Annotated in this window: 20 protein-coding genes and 1 pseudogene; 9 read left to right on the top strand and 12 right to left on the bottom strand. The window is 66.3% G+C overall.

What is annotated here, in order from left to right; all coding sequences use genetic code 11:
• The first annotated feature begins 5 nt into the window (after window positions 1–5).
• Window positions 6–644: a hypothetical protein gene (locus LZC94_23660; protein ID WXB10872.1), complete on the top strand. Its 639-nt coding sequence runs from the start codon at window positions 6–8 to the stop codon at window positions 642–644.
• A gap of 565 nt (window positions 645–1,209) precedes the next feature.
• The gene (locus LZC94_23655; GenBank protein ID WXB10871.1) at window positions 1,210–2,226 is read left to right on the top strand and encodes a formylglycine-generating enzyme family protein; all 1,017 of its coding nucleotides are present in this window, start codon (window positions 1,210–1,212) and stop codon (window positions 2,224–2,226) included.
• Window positions 2,227–2,824: 598 nt separating this feature from the next.
• On the opposite strand, the gene LZC94_23650 is transcribed toward LZC94_23655, so the two are convergent.
• From LZC94_23650 to LZC94_23625, 6 genes and pseudogenes are all read right to left on the bottom strand, one after another.
• Window positions 2,825–3,376, bottom strand: a complete 552-nt coding sequence (locus tag LZC94_23650) for a TetR/AcrR family transcriptional regulator (protein ID WXB10870.1) — start codon at window positions 3,374–3,376, stop codon at window positions 2,825–2,827.
• 71 nt (window positions 3,377–3,447) lie between these two features.
• Complete coding sequence (locus LZC94_23645; protein ID WXB10869.1) at window positions 3,448–3,918, bottom strand: nuclear transport factor 2 family protein; 471 nt, start codon at window positions 3,916–3,918, stop codon at window positions 3,448–3,450.
• Between the two features lie 135 nt (window positions 3,919–4,053).
• A pseudogene (locus LZC94_23640) lies at window positions 4,054–5,185 on the bottom strand (DUF2855 family protein).
• Between the two features lie 15 nt (window positions 5,186–5,200).
• Window positions 5,201–6,250 carry a flippase-like domain-containing protein gene (locus LZC94_23635; GenBank protein WXB10868.1) on the bottom strand — a complete coding sequence of 350 codons (1,050 nt, stop codon included), beginning with the start codon at window positions 6,248–6,250 and terminating at the stop codon, window positions 5,201–5,203.
• A 756-nt stretch (window positions 6,251–7,006) separates the two neighbouring features.
• Window positions 7,007–8,296 carry a nucleotide sugar dehydrogenase gene (locus tag LZC94_23630; protein WXB10867.1) on the bottom strand — a complete coding sequence of 430 codons (1,290 nt, stop codon included), beginning with the start codon at window positions 8,294–8,296 and terminating at the stop codon, window positions 7,007–7,009.
• A 123-nt stretch (window positions 8,297–8,419) separates the two neighbouring features.
• Window positions 8,420–9,154, bottom strand: coding sequence for a protein tyrosine phosphatase (locus LZC94_23625; GenBank protein ID WXB10866.1), 735 nt, complete (start codon window positions 9,152–9,154; stop codon window positions 8,420–8,422).
• A 320-nt stretch (window positions 9,155–9,474) separates the two neighbouring features.
• Between LZC94_23625 and LZC94_23620 the strand changes: the two genes are divergently transcribed.
• Window positions 9,475–10,515 (top strand): GTPase domain-containing protein, encoded by a 1,041-nt coding sequence (locus LZC94_23620; protein WXB10865.1) that lies wholly within the window; start codon window positions 9,475–9,477, stop codon window positions 10,513–10,515.
• Window positions 10,516–10,721: 206 nt separating this feature from the next.
• Here the strand turns inward: LZC94_23620 and LZC94_23615 are convergent, their stop codons facing one another.
• From LZC94_23615 to glgP, 4 genes are all read right to left on the bottom strand, one after another.
• A complete protein-coding gene (locus tag LZC94_23615; GenBank protein ID WXB10864.1) occupies window positions 10,722–12,293 on the bottom strand; it encodes an aldehyde dehydrogenase family protein in 1,572 nt (523 codons plus the stop codon).
• Window positions 12,294–12,412: 119 nt separating this feature from the next.
• Window positions 12,413–12,829, bottom strand: coding sequence for a hypothetical protein (locus LZC94_23610; GenBank protein ID WXB10863.1), 417 nt, complete (start codon window positions 12,827–12,829; stop codon window positions 12,413–12,415).
• Window positions 12,826–13,110: a hypothetical protein gene (locus LZC94_23605; GenBank protein WXB10862.1), complete on the bottom strand. Its 285-nt coding sequence runs from the start codon at window positions 13,108–13,110 to the stop codon at window positions 12,826–12,828. The genes LZC94_23610 and LZC94_23605 overlap by 4 nt, the downstream gene beginning before the upstream one ends.
• 119 nt (window positions 13,111–13,229) lie before the next feature.
• Window positions 13,230–15,794, bottom strand: a complete 2,565-nt coding sequence (glgP, locus tag LZC94_23600; protein ID WXB10861.1) for an alpha-glucan family phosphorylase — start codon at window positions 15,792–15,794, stop codon at window positions 13,230–13,232.
• Between the two features lie 84 nt (window positions 15,795–15,878).
• Between glgP and LZC94_23595 the strand changes: the two genes are divergently transcribed.
• Together LZC94_23595 and LZC94_23590 are read left to right on the top strand one after the other, a co-directional pair.
• Window positions 15,879–16,379: an NUDIX hydrolase gene (locus tag LZC94_23595; GenBank protein WXB10860.1), complete on the top strand. Its 501-nt coding sequence runs from the start codon at window positions 15,879–15,881 to the stop codon at window positions 16,377–16,379.
• Window positions 16,380–16,398: 19 nt separating this feature from the next.
• Window positions 16,399–18,270 carry a hypothetical protein gene (locus LZC94_23590; GenBank protein ID WXB10859.1) on the top strand — a complete coding sequence of 624 codons (1,872 nt, stop codon included), beginning with the start codon at window positions 16,399–16,401 and terminating at the stop codon, window positions 18,268–18,270.
• A gap of 21 nt (window positions 18,271–18,291) precedes the next feature.
• Here the strand turns inward: LZC94_23590 and LZC94_23585 are convergent, their stop codons facing one another.
• Window positions 18,292–18,504: a hypothetical protein gene (locus tag LZC94_23585; protein WXB10858.1), complete on the bottom strand. Its 213-nt coding sequence runs from the start codon at window positions 18,502–18,504 to the stop codon at window positions 18,292–18,294.
• 362 nt (window positions 18,505–18,866) lie between these two features.
• Here LZC94_23585 and LZC94_23580 point away from each other — a divergent pair, with 362 nt between their 5' ends.
• The 4 genes from LZC94_23580 to LZC94_23565 all read left to right on the top strand — a co-directional run bounded on the left by LZC94_23580 (window position 18,867) and on the right by LZC94_23565 (window position 24,171).
• A complete protein-coding gene (locus LZC94_23580) occupies window positions 18,867–19,460 on the top strand; it encodes a hypothetical protein (protein ID WXB10857.1) in 594 nt (197 codons plus the stop codon).
• A gap of 28 nt (window positions 19,461–19,488) precedes the next feature.
• Window positions 19,489–20,436, top strand: coding sequence for a cyclase family protein (locus LZC94_23575; protein ID WXB10856.1), 948 nt, complete (start codon window positions 19,489–19,491; stop codon window positions 20,434–20,436).
• 245 nt (window positions 20,437–20,681) lie between these two features.
• The gene (locus LZC94_23570) at window positions 20,682–22,934 is read left to right on the top strand and encodes a germacradienol/geosmin synthase (protein ID WXB10855.1); all 2,253 of its coding nucleotides are present in this window, start codon (window positions 20,682–20,684) and stop codon (window positions 22,932–22,934) included.
• Between the two features lie 184 nt (window positions 22,935–23,118).
• Window positions 23,119–24,171: a hypothetical protein gene (locus LZC94_23565; GenBank protein ID WXB10854.1), complete on the top strand. Its 1,053-nt coding sequence runs from the start codon at window positions 23,119–23,121 to the stop codon at window positions 24,169–24,171.
• Between the two features lie 12 nt (window positions 24,172–24,183).
• On the opposite strand, the gene LZC94_23560 is transcribed toward LZC94_23565, so the two are convergent.
• On the bottom strand, window positions 24,184–24,813 hold the full coding sequence (locus LZC94_23560) for a Uma2 family endonuclease (GenBank protein ID WXB10853.1): 630 nt from the start codon (window positions 24,811–24,813) through the stop codon (window positions 24,184–24,186).
• Window positions 24,814–24,946 lie beyond the last annotated feature (133 nt).

Genomic DNA, 24,946 nt, shown 5'->3' with positions numbered 1-24,946 from the left:
TCGAGGTGGCCGCCCCTCGCGTACCCGCCGCACCGCACGTATCCCGCCGCACCCGCCTGCGGCGCCTGATGCCGTGGGTGCTGCTCGTGGTGCTTCCGGCGTGTCAGCGTGGCTGTCTGTCCACGTGGCTGCGTGACCACGGGTTTGCGGGCGACTTTCCAAAGCCGCCCATGCCGGGCGAACCAAAGGAGGCACCGTGCCCCGACGGGCTGGCGCGGTGCCGCGGGGGTGTGGTCTCCGTGTCGCGCGCCCATACGCCGTCCGGGCCTTGCTCGCCGGAAGGGTGCCGCTGCCCGTGGGATTCGCTGCCCGCCTGCGCGCGCGGCTGCGTCGTCGAGGGGTTGGAGATGGAAATGCCGCGCGAGAGCGCGGAAAAGCAGCTTTGCGCGCCGGATCCTGCGGCCGTCTTCGCGCACCCCGCGGTGGATCCCGGTCTTTCGCCGCCGCCGGCGCACGATCCCGAGGCGCTGGGCGCTTTTTGCGAGGTGGAGCGGTTCCACTGCGCGCGCGGTGTGGTGCACCGTTGCGACTCCGGCCAGGCCAAGCCGGTGGCGGTCTGCCAGGGCGGTTGCATTCAAGGCGAGGCGCTGATCGTCGAGGATATTCCGCTGGAGGCGGCAACCGCCCTGCTCTGCGTGCGCTGAAGCGCGCCAGAAGTACGTCGAAAATACGCTGGAACTGCCCTGAAAATGCGCGGAAACAAGGCTCGCACACATCTACGACCTTGTGTCCTATGTATGTATTTATATTGGCTGTACGCGAACCAAATGCGCAAAGAAGTCGCCTGTACGCGTACATCGCGCGGGCCTTTCGCGCATCGACACTTACGCACTTTTACCGCCCTCTCGCAATCGAAGCACGAAACCCTGGCGCCGGTGTCGCGGTGGATGTCGCTGTGAGAACCCGGATACGGCGTACATGTCCCCAGGGGTGTCGCTCCGAAAACGTGACCCACCTACATTGTCTCCATTAGAGTATGAAATACAGGGAAATTTCCAGGGCGCGAGCGGGTCGCGTTCTCGGGTTGGACTTTGCGATGGGTCGCGATGGGGTCGCGGCGGCGGCATCCGCCACCGCGGGGAGCGTGGTCGAGAGACACGTAAAATCTTGGCGAGACAATTGCTTATACGAATTAGCGACTTCGCAAAACGCGAAGTCCCTGCGGCGGAAAGCCGAAGAGGAAGTGCCCCCTCCACGGGGGGAACCACAATGCGTCAACTTGGTATTTTCGTCAGTGTTGCGATTGCAGCGGTCATCTTTGGTGCCAGCTCTCCGGACGGAGGCGTGGCCACGGCGGCGCCGTCCGATCCGAGCCCGTCGGCAGCTGGCAACAAGCTCGCGAACAGCGAGCTGCAGAAGCGAGACGGAGTAACGGCCGCCATTGCGGCGCCTGCTGCGGCGGCTGCCGCACCCGCCATACCTGCAGTTTCCACCGGCGCTGAACCTGCAGCGCTTGGCGCCTCGGGCGCCTGCCCGGCGGATATGGTGCAAGTCGAGGGCGACTATTGTCCCTGGCTCGAACAGAAGTGCCTGCGCTGGGTCGACCCCGAGACCAAGATGCGGTGCGCCGAGTTCGCTCCGACCGGTCCTTGCCAGTCGGCGACGAGCCACAAAAAGTTCTGCATCGATAAATACGAATATCCCAATATCGCCGGCGAGAAGCCGGTGGTGATGAAAACGTGGATCGAAGCAAAGGCCACGTGCGAATCCCTCGGCAAACGTCTTTGCGGCGAAACGGAATGGACCGTGGCCTGCGAAGGCCAAGAGCGCCTACCGTACCCCTACGGTCTCGAGCGCAACGCCGAGGCGTGCAACATCGACAAGCCGCACCCCGAGCCCGACGAAAAGCTGATCGCCGACCCCCGCACGCGCGACGCCGAAGTGGCGCGCCTCGACCAACGCGATCCGTCGGGGTTCCGCGAGGCCTGCGTGAGCCCCTACGGCGTCCACGACATGACCGGCAACGTCGACGAGTGGGTCGTAAACGAGAGCGGCCGCCCCTACAAGAGCGGCCTCAAAGGCGGTTACTGGGGCCCTGTGCGCACCCGCTGCCGTCCGATGACCACCGCGCACAACGAAACGTTCATCTTCTACCAAATCGGCTTCCGCTGCTGCGGCGACGTTCCCTCCACGGAGACCGCCACCGCGTCTCCCAAGCCGGAAAAAGCCGAGCAGCCGGCGAAGGCCAAGGCGGTTGCAACCTCTCAGCTGCTCGCGGGCAGCTAGCTGACGGCCCGACTGTGTCGGGCTTCCCGTAGAAAACGTCTTTCGAGCCGCCCCACCGGCGGTGATTCCCATCCTTTCGACATCGGCGTCTCTCGAGAGAGAGCACAGGTAGGCGGGGAGACGGGAACGGTTTCCGAATGTCTCGGAATCCATATCCCCCTCTCTCTTTCCTGTCTTCTCGTCTTCCTGTGCTCTCTCTCGGTTAAGCCGGCCCAAGGCCGGCTTTTTTGTTTTTGGAGCCGGAAAGGCCGGCTTCTCGTCTACGTGTGTTGCGTTTGTGTTGAAGGGGGCCTGAGACCGGGGGCGTGTTTGGAGCCGGCGAGGCCGGCATTCGTCAACGGCGCTGCGTTCGCAGTGAAGGGGGCCTGAGGCCGGCGCTGTGTTTGGAGGCGGCGGGGCCGGCTTTCGTCAACGGCGTTGCGTCGCAGTGAAGGGGGCCTGAGACCGGCGCTGTGTTTGGAGGCGGCGGGGCCGGCATTCGTCTACGGCGTCGCGTTCGCAGTGAAGGGGGCCCGAGATTGGCTTTTGTCTTCCAGTGAAGCGCCCTGGTTTAGGCGGGTGGCGCCTGTTTTCGTCTTTTCTGCGTTGCGTGCGTGCGTCAAAGGCGGGATTCGAGGCGGCTTAGGGTGCGGCGGAAGGAGGCGGGGTCGTTGAGGGCGCGGGCTAGGATGATGGCGCCTTGGATGGTGGCGACGATTTCTTCGGCGAAGTCTTTGGCGGATTTGGGGTCTTGGCCGGTGCGGAGGAGGGCGTCGGTGAGCGCGTCGGTCCAGGAGACGAAGTAGCTGCGGATGGATTTGGCGAAGCGGTCGCGGCTCTCGCTCAGGGCGAAGGCGCCGACGAGGCAGACGCGCCTCCCGGATAGGAAATACTTTTCTACGGCGGCGAGCATCTGTCGGATGGCGCGTTTGGGATCGTCGTCGGTGCGGAGGGGGGCGAAGATGTGGCCCTCGAACCATGCGTCGATGTCGGCCAGGACGGCGCTTGCCATCTCCTCTTTTCCGCCAGGGAAGAAGTGGTAGAGGCTCCCTTTTCCAAGCCCCGTGCGCTCGGTGATGAGCGAAAGGCTCGCGCCCTCGAAGCCATGCTCGCGGAACACTTCGCCCAGGGCTGGAAGCACATCGTGACGCTCGCTGACGGTCTTGGCCATGTCTCCCGCTGTCGAGATTACAACCCGAGCTCCCGCTGTCGAGATTACAACCCGAGCTCCCGCTGTCGAGATTACAACCCGAGCTCCGTCAGGCCAGGGTGATCGGACGGGCGGGGACCCAGCAGCCAAATGAACTTGCGGTCCGCCTCGCGGATCGAGACATCGTTGATGCTGGCCTCACGACGGCGCATCAAGCCGTGCGCATCGAACTCCCACTGTTCGTTGCCGTGGGCGCGAAACCACTGGCCGGCATCGTCGCGCCACTCGTACTGAAACCGCACCGCGATGCGGCTCTCGTGAAAGGCCCATAGCTCCTTGATGAGACGGTAGTCGTGCTCCTTGGCCCACTTGCGCGTGAGAAAGGCCACGATGGCCGGTCGCCCCTGGAGGAACTCCGACCGGTTTCGCCACCGGCTGTCCTCCGTGTAGGCCAGCGCGACCCGCTCGGGATCACGCGTGTTCCAGGCGTCCTCCGCCAGACGCACCTTTTGGGTCGCGGTTTCGAACGTAAACGGCGGAACAGGCGGGCGAGCGAGGGTCATGTGCACTTCCTCCAGTCGAAGTCGATGTTTGTACCAAACGTCACAGTGTTTACCGAATGGTACAACGCTTTGCGCCCGCGTCAAGGCGCACCTCCGCGCCGCGCATGACGGCGCCCCTCGCGCCCCACGCGACGACTACAGCGCCACGATCAAGCCTTCATCCGGCTTGGCACGTCCATCGAGCACGTCCAGATAAACACGCCGCGCCGCCTCGGGCCCGCGATGGTCCTGCACCCGCAGCCACTTGGACACCCCCGCGGGCGAGCCCACGAAGCCCCGCCACGCCTCGCCGAAGCGCGCTTGAAACACCGCCGCGCCCCACTCCTCGGAGCGTTTGCGGATCTGAGCAGGCGCAAAGAAGACCGAACGCGGCGACCCCGACCTCGTCCCCGTGCTCTCCCGCTGGTCCCAATGGGTAAGCCCCACCGCGTGGGTCCCGAGCAGCCGCGAGCCCACGTGCTCGTGCAGATCGTCGATGAGCGGCCCGCTCCCCGCGAAGTCGACTTGCACGATCCGCTTGCCCGGCAAGCTCGCGAGCGCATCGTACGTCACCACGCGGCGTAGTAGCCGAGCCCCTGCACGAACGCCGCGTTGCGCGCCGAGGTGAGCCCGACCACGTCGATGCCATCGCGGCTCGCATCGCCTTTGCGCCTTCGCTCGGCGAGCAGAAAGGCAAGTCCGACGGCGGTCTTGCTCGACGCGCTCGTGAGGAGCACCGTGTCCGCCCCGTCCCACGCGCGCTCGTGCAGAAAATCGTCGAGCGCGAAGGACGTGAGGAACAAGGGCGAAAGAGCATCTGCTCCGCCTCTTTCGCCGGATCGTAAGCAGGATCCGAGCGCGTGTACGTGTACTGGTTGTAGAGCGCGAAGAGCTCCGCCCGGTGCGGGGCGCCATCGATGAAGCCCCACGCTTTTTCGCTCGTAGGGCGCAGCACCACGTGCGAAGACATGGGCAAAAACCCGTAGAGCCGCTCGCCCTCCGGAACGCCCGCCGCACGGGAGCGCAACACGGTGCCAAAGCCCCACGCGGGGATTCGTCCCCAGCCCTCGGGGGCGGGGAAGAAGCGCCAGTATGCGAACTTGTCGCCCAGCGCAGCGTAGGTGATGTTGTTCGCCGTAAATCCGAATCGCTCGACGGATACCAGGATGTCACCCTCGTCGAGGTGCACCTTCGCAGGCGGTGGAAGCTCGCGCACCTCGATTTGGCGTAGGTCGCTTTGGCGTACGAGAAAGTCGACCGGAGGGATCGGGAGGGAGGTCTCGGCCATGCCGAGGTGTAGCACTTACGAGGCGGCCGCGCGCTCCGCACCGGGGTCGCCGTCGGTGGAGCTCAGCTGCTTCAACGCTCCTCGATCCCCGACCAAGAAGATGAGCGCTGCGATCACGGTCCACACCAGCTGCACCAGGTAGAGCAGAAAGACATAGGCCGCGCCCTCGCCGATGACGACGTGGGTCGGAAAGTACATGGTCATGCCGGCGTAGATGCCCGCTTGAAACACACCGAGAAGACCCGGCGGTCCGGGGATGAGGATGGCCACGCTGAGCATCCCCATCAGCGCACAGGTCTCGCCGAAGGTGATGGCGCTGCCGTCGGCGTGCGCGACACCGCAACCCCAAGCAAGCGCCCACATGCTGGCGACCATGAAGAACCAGTAGAGGGTGGTCTCCCAGAGAAAGCCGATGGCGTCGCGGCCGCGGCTGAAGGCATGAAGCCCGTCGGCCAGGCGCTCGGCGATGCCGGACAGCTTTTCGCCGAGCTTCTTGGAGACCAAGCCAAAGACGGCCAGGGTCACCTTGCGGGCCCACTCGCGCGCGAAATAGTAGACGCCGATGACGATGAAGGCGGTGGTGAAGAAGCCGAGCATCACGAAGCCCGAGTGGCGCACGGCGGCCACCGACACGGGCAGCCCCACCACGGTGGCCGGGAGCGGCTCGAGGTGCGGGACGGTGATGAGCGCTACCGCGAGCACGATGCTCAAATAGAGACCATCGACGACCCGCTCGGCGACCACGGTGCCGGTGGCGGCGGACATCGACAGCTTGCCCTTGTTGTCCCGGATCATGTACGGGCGAACGAACTCGCCGAGCCGGAAGGGCATGAGCAAAATGGCGGCGAAGCCAATCCACGAGACCGCCAGCACGCGCCGCAAGGGGATATCGGCGATGGAGCGCAGCAAGAAGCGCCAGCGCACCGCGCGGAAGTACGTGGCCGCGATGAGCAGCGGCAGATAGAGGCCGATGGACCACCACTGCACGTGGGCAAAGTTGCCGCTATCGGGCCAGAGCTTGAGCCCTCCCTTTTGCAGGGTGAAGATGATGCTCGCTGTGATCACCGCCGACGCGATCAGTTTCGCGGCATGACGTCGGAAAAATCCGGGGGGCGGTGCGGGTTGCGTGCTCAGCTCGGTTGATGTCGGGAGGGGGTTGCGGGATTCGGCGGCCACTTCGGCACGCACCTATAGCGCGGAGTGTCCGGCCGTACCACCTCGCAAGTCGTCCCACGGGACATCGTTTGCCCGAAAAGCACCGCACCCCCCTCCGCAAAACGCCTTGACCACGAGCTCCCCGCGGCGCCCCTGAGCCGAAGTCCCGGCCGCGCACAGCATGGAGCCCGAGCTCGCGACCCGCCCCGCGACGTTCACCCGAGGGCGACTGACGAGGGGCTCCCGCGTCGCGCCCCTGAGCCAAAGGCCGGCGGCGCACAGCGTGGAACCCGAGCTCGCGACCCGCCTGGCGACGTTCACCCGACGGCAATTGACGACGAACTCCCGCGGTGCGCCCCTGAGCCGAAGTCCCGGCGGTGTGCAGCGCTTAGCGTGGAACCCGAGCTCGCGACCCGCCTCGCGACGTTCACTCGAGGGCGACTGACGACGGGCTCCCGGCTGCGCGTGCCCCTGAGCCAAAGGCCGGCTCCGGCGGCGCACAGCGTGGAACCCGAGCTCGCGAACCGCCTCGCAACGTTCACGCGAGGGGCGACTGACGACCAGCTCCCGCAGTGCGCCCCCTGAGCCAAAGCCCCGGCGGCGCACAGCATGGAGCCCGAGCTCGCGACACGCCTCGCGGCGTTCACGCGAGGGTGAATGTGTTCGTCAGAGGCTCCAGTAGCGGATGTTGCGATCGACCTTGCGCGGATCGAAGGCGCTCTTGACGTCGACGAACACGCCGCCGGGACGCAAAAAGGACTGAATCTTGGCTTGGCCGAGCTTCATGTACGCCTCGTGGGAGACGGCGAAGATGAGCGCGTCCAGATCTTGGAAGGCGCTCAGATCGGAGAGGTGCAGCCCGTACTCGTGTACGGCCTCCGGCCCGTTGGCCAGCGGATCGTGGATGAGCGCCTTGATGCCGAATTGATCGAGCTCGGTCAGGATGTCGGGGACCTTGCTGTTGCGAAGGTCGTTGACGTTCTCCTTGAACGTGAGCCCCAAGACGCCCACCTTCGCGCCCTTGACGTGGAGATCCGCGTCGATGAGGAGCTTGACCGTGCGCTGGGCCACGAAGGGACCCACGTTGTTGTTGATGCGGCGGCCCGCGAGGATGACCTGCGGCTGGTAGCCGAGCTGCTCGGCCTTGGTCGTGAGGTAATAGGGATCGACGCCGATGCAGTGACCGCCGACCAGGCCCGGCTTGAACTTGAGGAAGTTCCACTTGGTGGCCGCCGCCGCGAGCACGTCGCTGGTGCGGATATCCATGCGGTCGAAGATGATGGCCAGCTCGTTCATCAGGGCGATGTTCAAATCGCGCTGCGTGTTCTCGATGACCTTGGCCGCCTCGGCCACCTTGATGGACGGCGCGCGGTGAACGCCGGCCTGGATGATCGCGCCGTATGTGTTGGCCACGCGCTCCAACGTGGGGCCGTCCTCGCCGGAGACCACCTTCACGATGCGCTCCAACGTGTGCTCCGTGTCGCCGGGGTTGATGCGCTCGGGCGAGTAGCCCAGGCGAAAATCCTTGCGATCGAGGCCGGATACGCGCGCCAAGATCGGGCCGCACACGTCCTCGGTGACCCCGGGGTAGACGGTGGATTCGTAGACGACCACGCCGCCCTTTGCGAGCGCCTTGCCCACGGTTTCGGAGGCGCGGATGACCGGCGTGAGGTCGGGGACGTTGTGCTCGTCGACCGGGGTCGGCACCGCGACGACGAAGAAGGTGATGCCTTTGAGATCGTTCGGATCGCTGGACGCCCGGAGCGGGGTGCCGGTGAGCACTTCTTTGCTCACCTCGTGGTTTCGGTCGTAGCCGTTCTGGAGTTCTTCGACTTTCTTCTTGTCGATGTCGAAACCGACGGTCCCAGGAAATTGGCGCGCGAAGGCAAGCGCCACCGGTAGACCGACGTATCCGAGTCCGATGACGGCGATCCGTTCGTTTCCTTCGGTTGGCATGGGGAATCTTTCCTCAGTCAGGTTCAATCAGGGTTCAATCAGGTTCAAAATCGGAGGTCCGGCAGGTTGAGCCAGGTTCGGCCCGTCCAGGGCCGATTTCAGGCAGGCAAACGTCTGCAGGGTTCAGTCGGGTTTGGGAGCTAGCAGTGTGCGAGGGCCTTGGATGAGCAAACGTGCTCGTTCGTCGCGTCCGACGAGCGATTCGAGTCGTTCGATGCTCGAAACCACGGCATCGACGTCGTCCGGCTTGTGGGCGTCGGAGCAGGCGATCTCGTAGGCCTCGCCCTCGAGGAGCTCCTCGGCCGCCCGCTGGGCCTTGCGGCCGTACTTTCCCACCAACGAGCAGAGGTCGAGCTGCAGGTGCGTGCCGGCGTCGAGCAGGGGGGTGAGCACGGCAGGGTCTTTCCACACGGGTTGGTAGCGCTCGGGGTGGGCGAGGACGGGGGTGAGACCGGCCCGGCGGAGATCGAAGAGGCGCGCTTGAAGGAAGGCGGGGAAGGATTGCGGCGGCAGCTCGATCAAGCAGACGCGCGTGCCGGGGTAGGGGAGGCCTTGGCCTTGAACCAGCCGCCGGTAGACGATGTCGTCGAAAAAGTGCTCGCTGGCTAGGCCGATTTCGGGCAGGGCCACCTTGGCCTCGCGCGCCTCATGGATGTGGGGGGTCATCGCCTCATACGCCCGCTCCAGTGCGGGCCGGTCGTTGTCGAACATACCTGGACGCATATGGGGCGTGGCGATCACCTTGGAAAAGCCGGCCTGGTGCAGGCGGGAAAGGAGGGCGATGCCCAGCTCGGGGCTGCGTGCACCGTCGTCGATGTGGGCGATCCAGTGGCTATGGAGATCGATAAAATCGCGCATTCTCGTTGAGGAATTGGACCTGATCTGGGGCGAATTGCTACTACGATGCTTTCGCAGCGTCCCGAACGCAGGTCCGCCGCTTGCGGCGCCCGACGTTCCACGCAGCTGCGCGTATGGCCTCGCTCAACCCACTAACTCAGGAGCTCGTCTTCAAGATCGTCTTCTACGGTCCCGGCCTCGGGGGGAAGACGACGACGCTCCAACATATCCACGCGGCCTCGGCGCCGGAGAAGCGCGGCAAGCTCGTCTCGCTCGCCACGCCCACCGACCGGACCCTCTACTTCGACTTTCTGCCGCTGCGCCTGCAGAAGATCCGCAACATGACGGTGCGGCTGCAGCTCTTTACGGTGCCGGGCCAGGTCTACTACAGCGCCACGCGCAAGCTGGTGCTGACGGGCGCCGACGGCATCGTCTTCGTGGCCGACTCGCAGGGCGCGCGCCTCGACGCGAACCAGGAGTCGCTCGAGGATCTGAACGCCAACTTGGCCGACCACGGGCGGGCGCTCTCGCAGATGCCGCACGCGTTCCAGTGGAACAAGCGCGACCTCGCGGACGTGGTCTCGGAGGACGAGCTCGATCGGCGCTTCAATTTGTTCAGCGCGCCGTCGGTGGGGACCGTGGCCACGCGCGGCGATGGGGTGTTCGAGGGCTTGGAGCAGATCACCAAGCTGACCATGGAGACCTACCGCGAGGAGCTGCCGAACCGCCGCGAGATCATCATGCTGCTCGACGACGAGACGTCGGGCATCGCCGATGCCATCCGCGGTCTGGCCGAGTCCCCGCGCCCCAAGCCGGACGCGCGCCCCCAAATGGCGCAGCCGCACGACAAGCGTTCGCCGGTGGTCCGCGCCTCGCCGGTGGCTCGTCCCTCGCCCGTGGGGCAAGCGGCGCACGCGCTGGCGCGCGATCCCGACGGCCCTCAGCCGCGTCCGGCGCTCGCGCGCGGCGATGGCTCGCAGAGCGGCTCGTACTTGGTGCCGACGGTGTCCCCCTCGTCGCAGGGGGGCACAGTGTTCACCATGGCCGAGCTATGGCCCGAGGCGGACCGCGACGCCGTTCGCAAGTGCGAGCATTTGCTGGGGGCGCACGACGCGCTGGGGGCCATCATGGCGTGCGACGTGCTCCTCACCCGCGTGCTCGCCTCCGCCGCAGGCCTGGGCGGCTCGGTCGATGCGCCGCGCGATCCGGGGCTCGTGTGCCTCTTGCTCGGCCTCGACGGCCGTCGTTACCTGAAATTCCGTTCGCTCGTGCGCGCGGCGCGGCAGAGCGACGAGGTCGGCTTTCGCGACGCGCTGGAGTGCTACTCCTTCGTCGTGGAGGCCCGCCGCAATGCGACGGGCTTGGCCGCGACCGTGATTTAGGGGCTACTGCCGGAAGCGGGGAAGATGGCGCACCGGGCGGCCCTTGCGACGGCGCACCGGGCGGCCCTTGCTACGGCGCATTGGCGACCCTTGCGACGGCGCATCGGGCGGCCCTTGCGACGGCGCATCGGCTGCCTTTGCGAGGCGGCCTGTTTTGCAATCTTCCCTCGTTCGAGCGACACCGTGTATATTTTCTTCGCGCGGCTCTAAATGAGCTTCCCGAGCCTCTGGATGATGCCGTTGCCGGCAAAGAGGAAGCGCACGCCGCGCATCATCCAGCCGAGGCTCTTGCCGGTGTACGGGTACCAGAGGGGATCGCGCTCGGGCCCGGCGAAGCGGTTGTAGTTGACGTGGCGGGACTCGGCCATGTCGCGGAGGGCGTCGTCGCCGTGGACGCGGCCGTAGCCCGACTGCTTGATGCCGCCGAAGGGCGCGTCGGTGGCGCCGTAGTTGACGAGGACGTCGTTGAGCACCACGCTGCCGGCCTCGATGCGCTCGGCCAGGGCGCGGCCCTTGGCGGTGTCGCGGGTGAAGACGTAGGCGTTGAGGCCCAGGTGCGAGGCGTTGGCGAGGGAGAGCGCCTCCTCGTTGGACTCCACCTTGGCGAAGGGGACGATGGGGCCGAAGATCTCTTCGGTCATGACCGTCATTTCGTGGGTGCAGTTGGCGAGGACGGTGGGCTCGAAGAACTGGCCCGGGCCGGGGCGCTTCTTGCCACCGGTGACCAGCTCGGCGCCCTTCGCCAGGGCATCTTCGATGTGGCGCTCGGCGATCTCGATTTGCTTGGGGAAGATGATCGCCCCCACGTCCACGTAGTCCTTGGACGGATCGCCGACGCGAAGCTCGCCCACCAGCTCCTTCACCCGCGCGACCAGCTGCGCATGAACGTCCTTGTGCGCGTACACGCGCTCGACCGAGATGCACGCTTGCCCGGCGTTGGAGAAGCCACCATAGACGATGGCCCGGGCGGTGCGCTCCAGATCGGCGTCGGCGCAGGCGATGAGCGGCGCCTTGCCGCCCAGCTCCATGACGCACGGAATGAGGCGCGCCCCGCAAGCCGCCGCCACGCGACGCCCGGTCTCCACGCCGCCCGTGAAGACGAGCTTGTCCACGCCGGCGTCGATGAGCGCCTGGCCGGCGGCCCCGAGGCCGGTGACCACGGCGAAGAGATCCTCGGGGAGGCCGGTGCCGTTGTAGATGCTCTTGGCCTTGAGGGCCGTGAGGGGCGTGACCTCGCTGGGCTTGAGCACCGCGGCGCTGCCCGTGATGAGCGCGAAGACGACGTCGCCCATGGGGATCGAGAACGGGTAGTTCCAGGGCGAGATGACGCCGACGACCCCGCGGGGTGTATAATGCACATAACTCTTGCGGTGCTTGAACAGGTGCAGATCGATGGGGCGCGGGGCGAGCACATCGGGGGCGCGGCGGCAATAATGCGTGAGCAGATCGGCGATGATGGTGACCTCGTGCGCGAGGGCCTCGTGCCGCGGCTTGCCGCACTCGCGGGTGATCGTCTCCACCAGCTCCTCGGCGTGCTCCACGATGGCGTCGCGCAGGCGCAAGAGACGCTCACACCGCTCGGCCACGGGTAGAACACCCCACGCGGCCTGCGCCTTTCGCGCGCGCTCGACCACCGCGAAGATCTCGTTCTGCGACATGACCGGGACTTCGCCGAGCAGCTCGCCGCTGGCAGGGGCATAGCTCCGGATGATCTCGCCCGCGGGCGGTCCGCCGTTCGTTCCCACCGCCGCTCCCTTTTCGAATTGCACGACGCCCATGATCACCTCCGCATGAATTCGGACGTGGCCCGCTTTGCATTTCCAATGCCGCGAGCCCTCCGCCGTCGACCATAGCGCCCCGCGTCACGGTTGGCTCGGGGATCGATCGGCTAAGGCGTTTATCGTGCGGAGGAGCCACCTTCGGATCGCGACGAGAGCACGCGCACTCCGGGGAAATGCGTTGCAACGCGGGAGAGGTCGTCGAAGTCTCCCGTCAACACCATGGCGCCAAGCAACGACGCCGTGGCGAGGACGCTCGCGTCGATGGACAGCTTGCTATCGACGCGCTCCTTCATTTTTCCGAGCGCGACGCCGGCAGCCTGCGCGGCCGCGAGCGTGAGCGGCTCCACATTCACCAGGGCGAGGACCTTCTCGCACCGGTCTGTCCGCTTTCGCCACCACTCGAGCACGCACGACGTTGGCGTGACAGCTGCGGCGCGGCCGTGGTGCACCATCGATAAAAATCCGCGCATGCGGGGGCCCGGCCGCTCGGCCTCGATGAGCGCGCCCGTGTCGAGCACGAAGCAAGGAATCATGCGACCTTGCGCTTTCTCTTCGAGGGGCTCGCGAGCTCTGCTTCGATCTCTTTCTCGAAGGCCAATGTCTCCGCGAACCCCATCGGCTCGAGGCCGTTCATGCGCAGGAGCTCGGCCGCCGCCTGGCGCCGCGCCGCGTCCCTCGCGACCTCGGTGACCAGCGCGGAGAGGTTGCCGCCGTATGCATCGTCGGCGAGCTTGCGAAGGATCTTCTTCGTCTCCGAATCGACCGAGACGGAGAACGTCGTCGTGGCGCCCTTGCGTTTTGCTGATTTCGCCATTGCTGAAAGATTAGCACACGGTGCTACCCGGGTAGCAATCGGTGCTACCCGGGTAGCAATCGGTGCTACCCGGGTAGCAATCGGGCGAGACCGGCCAACGCACGTCACGGCATGGTGGCCTAACCCCAGCGCACCAAGCTCGTCTCGTAAGGATGCGTCAGCGCCGTGTTGTGCGGCATGATGCGGACGGCGAAGGCGTGGGAGCCGCTGTCGCGGGCGGGGATGGCGCCGTGGTAGATGTGGCGGCCCTCGGGGGAGCGGGAGGCGAGGCTCATGGGGATGACCTCGCCGTGGGGGAGGTCTTGGCCGGCGGCGGCGGGGCCGTGGTAGAGCTCGACCACGACATCGTCGGAGGCGAGGGCGCCGAGGTCGACCACCGCTTCGACGTCCATGGCTTCGCCGACATAGAGTTGCTCCTTGGAGCGCAGGGCCACGGAGTGGATGGCGACGTGGGGCCACGCTTGGCGCACTTTTTCTTTCCAGCGGGTCAGGCGCTCGGCCTCGGCCAGGTTGTCGGCGCGGAGCTTTTCGGAGAGGGTGATGGCGGGCACATAGAAGGTCTCCGTGTACTCGCGCACCATGCGCGCCGTGTTGAACTCGGGCACCAGCTTGGAGATGGCGTTCTTCATGCGCTTGATCCAGCCGCGCGGCAGCTGATCGTGCGGGGTGCGGTCGAAGAAGAGCGGCACCACCTCGCGCTCGAGCAGATCGTAGAGGACCTCGGCCTCGAGCGCGTCGCCCAGGCCATCCTCGTACTCTTCGCCGCGGCCGATGGCCCAGCCCACCTCCGAGCCGTGGCTCTTCCAGGCCTCCGCCCACCAGCCATCGAGCACGCTGACATTCAGCGCGCCGTTGGCGGCCGCCTTCATGCCGCTGGTGCCGCTGGCCTCGTGCGGACGGCGGGGGGTGTTGAGCCACACGTCGACCCCGGAGACCATGGCGCGCGCGATGCGCATGTCGTAGTCCTCGATGAACACCACGCGGCGTTGGAGCTCGGGATCGCGGCTGGCGTGGACGATGGAGCGAATCAGCTCCTTGCCGCCTTTGTCCTGCGGGTGCGCCTTGCCGGCGAAGACGAGCTGCACGGGGCGATCGGGATCGCAGAGCAGCCGCTTGACCCGCGCCATGTCGCTGAAGAGCAAGGTGGCGCGCTTGTACGTGGCGAACCTGCGCGCGAAGCCGATGGTGAGCGCGCGCGGATCGAGCACCTGCTCGGCGCGCTCGACCTCCTCCGGGGCGAGCTGCCGGCGCTCGGCCGCCAGCCTGCGCCAGTGACGGCAGAGTTGCACCAGGCGGTGGCGGCGGTGCTCGTGCGTCTGCCAGAGCTCCGCGTCGGGGATGTTCTGCGCGCGCGCCCAGAGGGCCGCATCGTCGACCTCGTCGGCCCAGCGCGGGCCCAGGTAACGCGTGTAGAGTGCACCATGTTCGGAGCTGATCCACGACGCGATGTGCACGCCGTTGGTGACCGAGCCAATCGGCACCTCGTGCTCGGGCAGCTCGGGCCAGAGCGTCTGGTACATCTTGCGCGAGACCTCGCCGTGGAGCGCGCTCACGCCGTTGTAGTGGTCGGCCGAGCGGATGGCGAGCACCGGCATCGAGAAGGCGCTCTTGGTGTCGCGCGGATCGACGCGGCCGAGGCCGAGCAGCTGCTCCTCGCTGATGCCGAGCGCCGCCCGGTACGGCTCGAGGTAGCGGCGCACCAGATCGGCCTGGAACACGTCGTTGCCGGCGGGCACGGGGGTGTGCGTGGTGAAGATGCTGGCCGCGGAGTTGGCCTCGCCCGCCACCGCGAAGCTGGCGCCGCGCTCGCGCATCAAGCGCCCGATGCGCTCGAGCGCCAAGAAGGCGGAGTGGCCCTCGTTCATATGGCACGCGGTCGGCGTCATGCCCATCGCCTCCAGGGCGTGCACGCCGCCGATGCCCAGCATGATCTCCTGGCGCACGCGGAACTCCTGATCGCCGCCGTAGAGCGGGCCCGTGATGGCGCGATCGGCCTTGGCGTTCTCCTCGACATTGGTGTCGAGCAAGAACAGCGGCACCCGCCCGACCTGCACCTTCCAGAGCTGGGCGAGCACGTTGCGATCGGGGTAGGCGACCCGGATCATGAGCCGCTTGCCGTCGGCCGTGCGCACGGGCTGCACGGGCAGGCGCGGCCAGTCGTTGATGGGATAGCGCTCGCCTTGCCAGCCGTCGTCGTTGAGCACCTGGCGGAAATAGCCCTCGGCGTAGGCGAGGCCCACGCCCACCAGCGGGATGCCCAGATCGCTCGCCGTCTTCAGGTGATCGCCGGCCAGCACCCCCAGACCACCCGAGTAGATGGGCAGACACTGGTGCAGCCCGTACTCCATGGAGAAGTACGCGATGCGCGCATTCTGAGCGTCGGGGTACGTCTTTTTGAACCACCCCTCGCGCGACATGTAGGCCTGGAAGGTGCTCCACGCCATCTCGAGGTGGCTGAGGAAGGCATCGTCGGTGGAGAGCTCGTCGAGCCTTCGCTGCGAGGCGCGCGACAGGAGCTCGATGGGGTTGCCGAAGACTTCGTCGTAGAGATCGGGATCGACGCGAACGAAGAGGGAAACTGCGACGGGGGACCACGCCCACCACAGGTTGTGCGCGATGTCGCGCAGGCGCTCGAGGGGGGCGGGGAGGCGCGGAAGAACCGTGTATCGACGGAGCGTCGGCATGGGCCGGATACTAAGCACGTCTTGCCCGATCTTCAGCCTGGAAATCCGCGAAGGTAGGGCGGATGTGGAGTAGAACGGCAGCACATGAACTTTGCACCGCTGTCCGCGCTTCCCAAAGGGGCCCTCAAGATTCTCTACGAGATCATGCGGCACGTACTGCGCCGTCCGGTGGTCGGCATCGTGGTGGCGGCGCACACGCGCGACGGAAGATGGCTCTTGATCCGCCGCGCCGACACGGGCACATGGGCCATGCCCGGCGGCACCCTCGAGTGGGGTGAGACCTTGCGCAGCACCATGGTGCGCGAGCTCTTGGAGGAGACGGGCGTGAGCGATCCCGTCTTCGAGCGGGTGGTGGGGGTCTTTTCGCGCCCCGATCGCGATATCCGCTTTCACGCCGTGAATGTGCTGGTCCGCTGCGAGGTGGAGCCGCCCGAGAGCGCCCCCGCGAAGGAGCGCGTGAACCCGCTCGAGATCCGCGAAGTCGCCTTTTTCCGCGAGGACGAGGTGCCGCACCCCCTCGCCATGGGCCTCAGCGATCTCTTCGAGCGGGCGCTCGCCGCCGACACCGGCGCCATCCTCGAGTAAAAGACAGTATTCTCGGGGCGTGCCCCCGCAACCTGGCATCGGCGCTGCACCCGCCCTCGAGCCCGAGCTCCCCGCGCGCTCCACTCCGATTCGCCTTTCGCCCGCCCCGCCCGACGTACCGCGCAGCACGTACACCCGCGGACGCCGGCGGCCGCGCGCCATCGCGTGGTTCGGCTTCACGGCGTTCTGGGGGCACCTCCGGCACTTGGTGGCCTCGGCCATCGCCACGGAGAACATCGACTCGCGCCAGTGGATGGTGCCCGACGCGCCGCCGCGCTTGATCGAGCGCGCGGCCGACGTGCTCTCCGAGCGCGGCGCGAAGAAGGCGCCGACCCTGGTCGAGGCGATGGGCCGCGATCTCTGGATCGACTTCGTGGCCGACACGGGGGACGACGTGTCCGTGAGCGAGGCGGTCGCGCGCTTGGTCTTCGGCACCTACGAGCTCGAGGACGGCACGCGCCTCCCGCGCGGCGATGTGCTGATCCTCGGCGGCGATCTGGCCTATCCCGTGGCCACCGTGCGCGAGGTCTCGCGGCGGCTGGTGAAGCCCTGGAACCGCGTGCTCGAGGAGCTCGGCGACGAGGTCCCCCGCGTCCTTCTGGCCATCCCCGGCAACCACGACTGGTACGATGGGCTCGACGGCTTTGCGCGTCTTTGCCAGGCGCCGTGCGCCTTCGAGCAGACCGAGTCGCCGCTCAGCCAGCGCGCGCTGCACCCGGTGACCAACGAGTTCCCCGTGCTCGCCTGGGCCGACGCCTTTCGCCGCGGCGTGGCCGTGGACAAGCCCGACACCATGGCGCTCTACGGCTACACCTCGATCCAGCGCGCCAGCTATTTCCGTCTCCCGCTGGCGCCGTCGCTCGAGCTCTTCGCCGTCGATCGCCAGCTGAAACGCATCGATCCGCGCCAGCAGGCGTATTTTCGCGTGCCCAGCTCGGGCGCGCGCATCGTGATGATGCCCGATCCCGCGCGCGCCTACGGCGAGGTGCGGCCGAACGGCGCGCTGATGCTCAACGCCATCGGCATCGACGCCGCCCAGGTCCCCACGCTCTTCATCGCGGGCGACGTGCACCACTACGAGCGCTCGAGCGAAGGCGCGAGCCTGCACGTGGTGGCGGGCGGGGGAGGCGCATTCTTGCATGGTGCACGCGTCTCCCCGCGCGGCGCGGCCTACCGCATCGACGCGGAATTTCCGGGGCCGCGTGCGTCGCGGCAGATGCTCGGGCGCCTGCCGTGGCACGTGGCCTCCGGCGGCTCGGGGTGGCTCATCACCGCCGTCTTCGCCGCCGGCCACGCCCTGGCGCTCCTGGCCTACGTGAACGCGAGCCCGAGGGCCGCGCTCGGGGTCTCCTTCGCCATGAGCGTGTCCGTGGCCGTGGGCACGGCGCTGCTGATCGGGTGGCGCCGGCATCGCGCGTGGCGCTCGATCCCGTTTGCCATGGCGTTTGGCCTGCTCACGGGCATGCTGCCGGTCGATGTCGCGCTCATCATCGACCGGCTGGGCGTCTTCCTCACCGGCGCCGGGGCCCTGCCGCGCACGTTTTGGATGGTCATCGCCTGGCTGGTGGCCACGTGGGGCAGCGGCTTGGCGTTCGGGGCGATGCTGGCGATGATTCATCGCTTGGGGCTCAATCACTCGCAGCCTTTTGCCGCGCTGGGGAGCCCCGCGTACCGCCATTTCCTTCGATTGCGCGTCGACCACGAGGGCCGGGTGGAGGTGTTCGCGGTGGGCCTGGTCGACCCGCTCGCAAAGGACGAGAAGCCGCTCTTGATCGATCGATTCACATGGTCGGCCCATTCGCCGTTGCGGCACGATGGCGGTGCCGAGGACGACCTCACCTCGGCGCGCGGCGATCGAATCGAGGAGCACGGGGATCGTCCGAGCGGATAGGACGAACGCCCCGAGCCTCGCTCACTTCAAGGTCGCCTTGCCGGCCGCGCTTCCGCCCTCGCGGGCGGCGATGGAGTGAAGGTGCACGATCATGGTCCACGCGTCCATCGAGTAGAGATCGCCGTTCTCGGTGGAGATCGCGAAATCGGCGCTGCCCGCGGGCAATTTGTTGAGCACCGCGGCTGGAATGCGCCCTCTCTGCTCCTCGGAGGAGTAGCGGCATTCGACGCGCAAGACGGTCGACGGGTCGGACTCGGACGGTGTCCCGGCGCGTCGTAGTCGATGAACTCGGCGGTCGCGACGTACTGGTTCATCGACGCGTCGGTGCGCGATACGCCGGTGTTCGTCACCTGGATTCGGCCCAATTTGCCGTTCGTCGGTGCTCCATCGTCGTTTTTGCACGCGGTCGTGCCGAGGGCGCCGGCGGTAAGAAGAAGTCCCAAGCTCGCAGGACCAAGACGGATTTTCGTAAAGTCGATGATGCTCATATCCCCGTTCGACACCGAGGGTTCTGCAGGTGATCAAAAAAAGAACGGCGCGTGCGGGCATCACCGAGGTGGGCGTCCTCGCGCAGATGGTTCGCGTAAACTTCTGCCATGCTCTTGAAGCAACGCATCTTGGACGGTTTGGTCGCGGGGACCATCGATCGCGCCTACCGACGGTGGGAACGGGCCCGCGTCAAAGCCGGGGGGCGTTTGCGGACCCAAGCGGGCGAGCTCGCCATCGACCGGGTCGACGAAGTCTCCCCGCGCGCGATCACCGATGACGATGCCCGCGCGGCCGGCTACGACCATCGCGACGCGCTGCTCGCCGAGCTCGATGCACATGGCCCTGGCACGATCTATTGCATCCACCTTCGCGTCGCGGGCGCCGATCCCCGCATCGCCCTGCGCGCCCGAGCCACCATGGACGACGAGGAGCTGGATGCCCTGGTACGAAGGCTCGCGCGGCTCGACGCGGCCAGTCGCCGCGGTCCGTGGACCCACGCGGTGCTCGAGGTGATCGCGACCCACCCGGAGGGCACCCGCGCCGCCGAGCTCGCGGCCGCCATTGGCCGCGATCCCCCATCGTTCAAGCTGGACGTCCGCAAATTGAAGGAGCTCGGGCTCACCGAGAGCCTGGAGACGGGCTATCGCCTCTCGCCGCGCGGCATCGCATTCCGCCGCCATGCGCGCGGCCGGGCCACGTGACCGCCGTGCTACGGTCATCGTCACCCCAATGACCCGATCCACGCGCCTCGCATCCCTGGTTCTATTGGCAGCATGGCCTCTCGCCGCTTCGTGCGACAAGAAGGAGCCGCCTGCGAAGCAAGGCTTGTGGGATATTTACGAGAATCGGCTCAAGCAAGCAAAGTACATCGATTTGACGCACGCCTTCAATCCCACCATCCCGGTGTGGCCAGGCTTCGGCGCCGCCAAGTTCAAGCCCACCGTCGCCGGGCGGGGGATTCCCGACTTCATCAAGCCCGGGGACGAGTTTACGTACAAGCAACATGGCTTCATCGCATCGAGCTACGAATTGACCACCGATCAATACGGCACCCAGCTCGATCCGCCCGCGCATTGGGACGAATACGGCGCCACCATCAGCGATTTGCCGCCCACGTTCTCCGTGCGCCCCTTGGTCGTCATCGACATTCACGAGCAGGTCGCCAAAGATCCCGGCTACCACTGCACGGTCGACGATATCAAAGCATGGGAAGGCCGGCATGGCACCATCCCCGAGGGCTCGGTGGTGATGATCCGCTCCGACTGGTACAAGAAGTGGAATGAGGTCGAGCGATTCGCCGTGGCGCCTTTTCCGGGCATCAAGCTCGATGCGCTCAAGCTCCTGCACCTCGAGCGCAAGATCCTCTTCCACGGCCACGAGCCGCTCGACACCGATACGACCCCCACCCTCGAGGGCGAGGCGTGGCTGATGCATAACCATTTCGCACAGGCCGAGGGTGTCGCAAACCTGGACAAGGTCCCCGAGGCGGGCGCCCTGGTATCCATCGGTTATGCCAAGCCGGAGGGCGGCACCGGCGGCTTTGCGCGGTTCGTCGCCATCGCGCCGCCCGACTGGCACGAGGGTGTTTCGGTCGCCCAGGCGCCCGGCGCTCCATTGCCCAAGCAGCCGCACCCTCTCAAACGCGACGCCAACGGCGTGCTCAAGCCCACCCCTTAGTTTTTCCCGAGCTGGCGCTTTGCGTATCGCGATCGAGGCTTTTGCACATCGCGGGTGCGCGTTGTAAATCGCGCATCGCGCGCGGGACGAATGTGCTCTGGGGCTGGACTTCGGTGCGCAAGAGATGTTACGCAGTCGGTCGAAACCGAACCGCCCACGGTAACGGGATATCGCTCGGTTGGATGTCGCAAAGTCCCAATGCACGAATCCCGCGGCCGGCCGGCCAAGGGTGCGGAGGCATCGTCATGCAGGCGTTCAAACTGCCCGAGTTTTATATGCCGTATCCGGCGAGGCTCAACCCGAACCTGGAGCGCGCCCGCGCGCACACCATGGCGTGGGCCAAGGAAATGGGGATGCTCGATGCCCCCAAGCCCGGCGGCGGGGTGGTGTGGACCGAGGAGCAGCTGGCCAAAATGGATTACGCGCTCATGTGCGCGTATACCCATCCCGATTGCGATGGTGCCAAGCTGGATTTGATCACCGATTGGTACGTCTGGGTGTTTTTCTTCGACGATCACTTCCTCGAGCACTTCAAATATTCGCGCAATGTCCGGGGCGGGCAGGAGTACCTGGATCAGCTCGAGCGCTTCATGATCCGCGAGGGAGAAACGTCGCCGGAGCCCACCAACCCCGCGGAGGCCGGCCTAAAGGATCTCTGGGCGCGCACCACGCCGGCCATGTCGGGTGCATGGCGGGAACGCTTCATCACCACGTCGCACAATTTGATGGTGGAGTCGATGTGGGAGCTCCACAACATCGAGCTTGGCCGGATTGCCAACCCCATCGAGTACGTGCAAATGCGGCGAAGGGTGGGGGGCGCGCCCTGGTCGGCGAATTTGGTCGAGTTTGCGGTGGGCGCGGAGGTCCCGGCGAACATCGCAGCCTCGCGCCCGATGGAGGTCCTGCGCGACACGTTCTCCGACGCCGTGCACCTGCGCAACGATCTGTTTTCGTACCAGCGCGAGGTGCAGGAAGAAGGGGAGAACTCCAACGCGGTGCTGGTGTTCGAGCGGTTCTTCGATTGCAGCACGCAAGAGGCCGCGGAGCTGGTGAACGATCAGCTCACCTCCCGCTTGCAGCAGTTCGAGAACACGGCGCTGACCGAGGTTCCAGCCCTGTTCGCGGATCACGCGGTGCCCCCGAACGAGCAGCTCGCCGTGGCGGCCTATGTCAAAGGCCTGCAAGACTGGCAATCGGGCGGGCACGAGTGGCACGCGCGCTCCAGCCGTTACATGAACGAGGGCGCGGTCAAAGAGCCCTCGTACGCGCTCCCCGGTCCCACCGGCATCGGCACCTCCGCCACGCGGCTGCCGAGCCTCGGTCTGGTGCGACGGGCCAAGCAGCACGCCCACGAGCCTTTTGCGGTGGTGGGCCATCTGCAGCTGCCGGAGCTGTATATGCCGTTTTCTTTCCGCACCAGCCCGCATATCCATGCGGCGCGCCGGGACGCGGTGGGCTGGGCGCGGAGCATGGGCATGTTCGACTCGGTGCCCGGCGTCGAGCGCGGCGGCATTTGGGACGAGCGGCGGTTCATTGGGTTCGATTTCGCCCACTGCGCCGCCATGATCCACTCCGACGCCCATCTGGAGCAGCTCCAGCTGTCATCGGACTGGCTCGCGTGGGGCACCTACGGCGACGACTATTTTCCGTGGGTGTTCGGGGCCGCGCGCAACCTCGCCGCCGCCAAGGTCGCCAACACCCGACTCGCTGCGTTCATGCCGCTCGATGGCGGGGTCACCCCCGAGCCGACGAACCCCATCGAACGCGGCCTCGCCGATCTCTGGCGCCGCACCGTGAAGCCGATGAAGGACGAGGCCCGGCTGCAGTTTCGCGAGACCATCGAGGACATGACCGCGAGCTGGCTCTGGGAGCTCGCCAACCAAGCGCAAAACCGCATCCCCGATCCCATCGACTACGTGGAAATGCGCCGCAAGACATTTGGATCGGACTTCACCCTCACGCTCGCGAAGCTGGCCCACTTCGATGTGGTGCCGCGAGAGCTCTCCCAAACGCGCGTCATGCACGAAATGGAGACCGCGGCGCAGGACTACGCGTGCTTCACCAACGATTTGTTCTCCTACCAAAAAGAGGTGGAGTTCGAGGGCGAGCTTCACAACATCGTGCTGGTGATCGAGCACTTCCTCGACGTCGATCGCTTCAGGGCCCGCGACATCGTGGCGGAGCTCATGAAGTTGCGCATGCAACAATTCGAGCTCATCGTGAGCCGGGACCTGCCCGCGATGTTCGATGACTTCGGCCTCGAACAACCCGTCCGCGCGATCCTCACCCAACACGCCGAGCACCTTCAAAGCTGGATGTCCGGCATCCTCGAATGGCACCGCCGGTGCGCGCGCTACACGGAGGCCGAGCTCCGTCGCTCCCGCGCCGCGCTCTCCCCCAGTGCGCCGCCCGCGCCGCGCGATCGGTCCTTCATGCCCACGGGGCTGGGCACCTCCGCGGTGCGCCTCGCGGCATCGTTGAAGTCCCACGCGGGATAGTCGTTTCGTTCCTCGCGCGTCGCTCTTCCGATACGCATGGTGCATTTTGCACCGCGGTTGGCGGTGTGACATCGAACGACTTCGAAATCCAAATCCGTCGTCGAAGGCGGCATGACCAATGCTTGCTTTCGAAGGATTGGAAGACGCATATCGTCTTCGACGATTCACGGATTCGGGGGGAACCATGATGACCATTCGATACGGCAAGGCTTCGGCCATGGCCGCGTTCGCGGTGCTCCTTGGCGTGCCGTCGGCGTGCTCGCTGCAGTCGGCCACCAACGGTACGGGAGGTGGCGAGGGCGAGCTCGATACGCTCGCGGGCCATGAACGCGAGCTCGATGCGCTCATGAGCCGCGAAAGCGAGCTCGGTGCGCCGGGGCGCGTGGATTTGGAGCTCTATTCGACGATTGCGTCCGCCGCGCCGGGGGAGGGGACCACGCAGGATTTCGTGATAACCAACCGCGGCGCCCCGACGCGGGCCGAATCGCGCTTCGTGTATGTCACGCCGACCTTCGTCAACTTCGACCGGAGGGCGTCGCTCCCCGCGGGCTGCAGCTATGCGTACGAAAATCCGGATCCGCTGATCCCCGAGATCGTGGACTGCAAAATCCCTGCGGGCCTAGGCCCGGATGACCGCGTGACCTTGACATTTCACCTGGTGACGACCCATGCCACGCTCGTCGGTATGACCTATGGCGGCGCCATCGTGTCACCGGACGAGCGCATCGACACCGAGCAGAATTTCACGACGAACTGGGTGGCACCCTACGTTCAATTCCTCGAATCGGAGGAGCGTTCGAGCGCCGCGGCCACCGGATACAGCGCCAATGTCTATCTCTCGTGGGACGTGCCTTCGGTCGCGCCGGGGGACGTGAAGCGTCAAAAGCTCGTGGTCGGCAATCAGGGCCCCGATGCCACACGCGCACCGATTCGCCTCGTGTACGTCTCGGCGTTCTTCAGCAACTTCGTCGAAAGCAAGGTCCCCCGCGGGTGCAAATTGCTCCTCGCCGATCCGGACCCCTTGATGCCGCAAATCCTCGAGTGCGTGCTTTCAAAGCCGCTTCGCGCGGGCGATGAACGAACCGTCGATGTCTTCATCACCACGGTCGCCGGCGGGCCGATCGGGTACATCAGCGCGAGCTCGGTCGCGGCCGAGGCCAAGGCCGGGGAGGCGGGGAGTCATGACCCTTCGGTCATCGACAACGTGCAGCCAGTGGGCATCAACGAGCTTCCGTGATGGAATGGACGCTCACGTCTCGCGTAGAGCGTCTCGGTATGCGATCGAGAGCTGCGTCTGGTTCTCGCCGGGCCGAACGAACCGGGCGAGCAGCGCAATGTCCAAGTCCGCCAAGACAACGCTCGCAGACGCTTGCACGTAGCCTTCGGGCGTGGCGCGATGGATGACGATCTCCTTGGTGGACGACTCCCACCCCCAAACTTCGGATACACCCAAACGGCGGTAGACCTCGAGCTTGTTGAGGTGGGAGCGTGAGACATTCACCTCGATGGCGATGTCGGGAACACCGTCTCCCTCGATGGGGCCGAGCTTGTAACATTCATCGGGCTCAAGACCGCCGCGCTTGGCCTCTTTGCGGAAGGTGGTGCTGCCAAAACCGCGCAAGTCGATCATCTTTTCGACGGCCCAGATTTCAATGAGGCGGGCAATGATTGTCTTTGCTTCCTCATGCAGATTGGACGGGCTCATCAGCTCGAGCTCTCCATCTAAGTAGGTCATGCGCACGCCCGACCCGCTCGAATCGAGCGAGTCCCGAAGCGCGACATACATCCACCACGGTACACCGTGAAGAACGACGCGCCCCTCGGTGTGCGGTCCCATCGGAAGGGGCTGATGGGCATACGAAATGGCCGCCGCGCTCATGGCTCTCAGTTTAGCGCCGAAGGCGGGCCGATCGAGCGACGAGGCGGCCGATCGAGCGCCGAATTGGGCTGCGTCCGCCCTCGAGCGCGCGGCCTCAATCCGGCGCCGCCTTAAGTCCAAGCGCATGCGCACG

Source organism: Sorangiineae bacterium MSr11954, assembly GCA_037157815.1.
GTDB classification, from domain to species: domain Bacteria; phylum Myxococcota_A; class Polyangia; order Polyangiales; family Polyangiaceae; genus Pendulispora; species Pendulispora albinea.
This window is presented reverse-complemented; position numbering and strand designations above follow the sequence as displayed.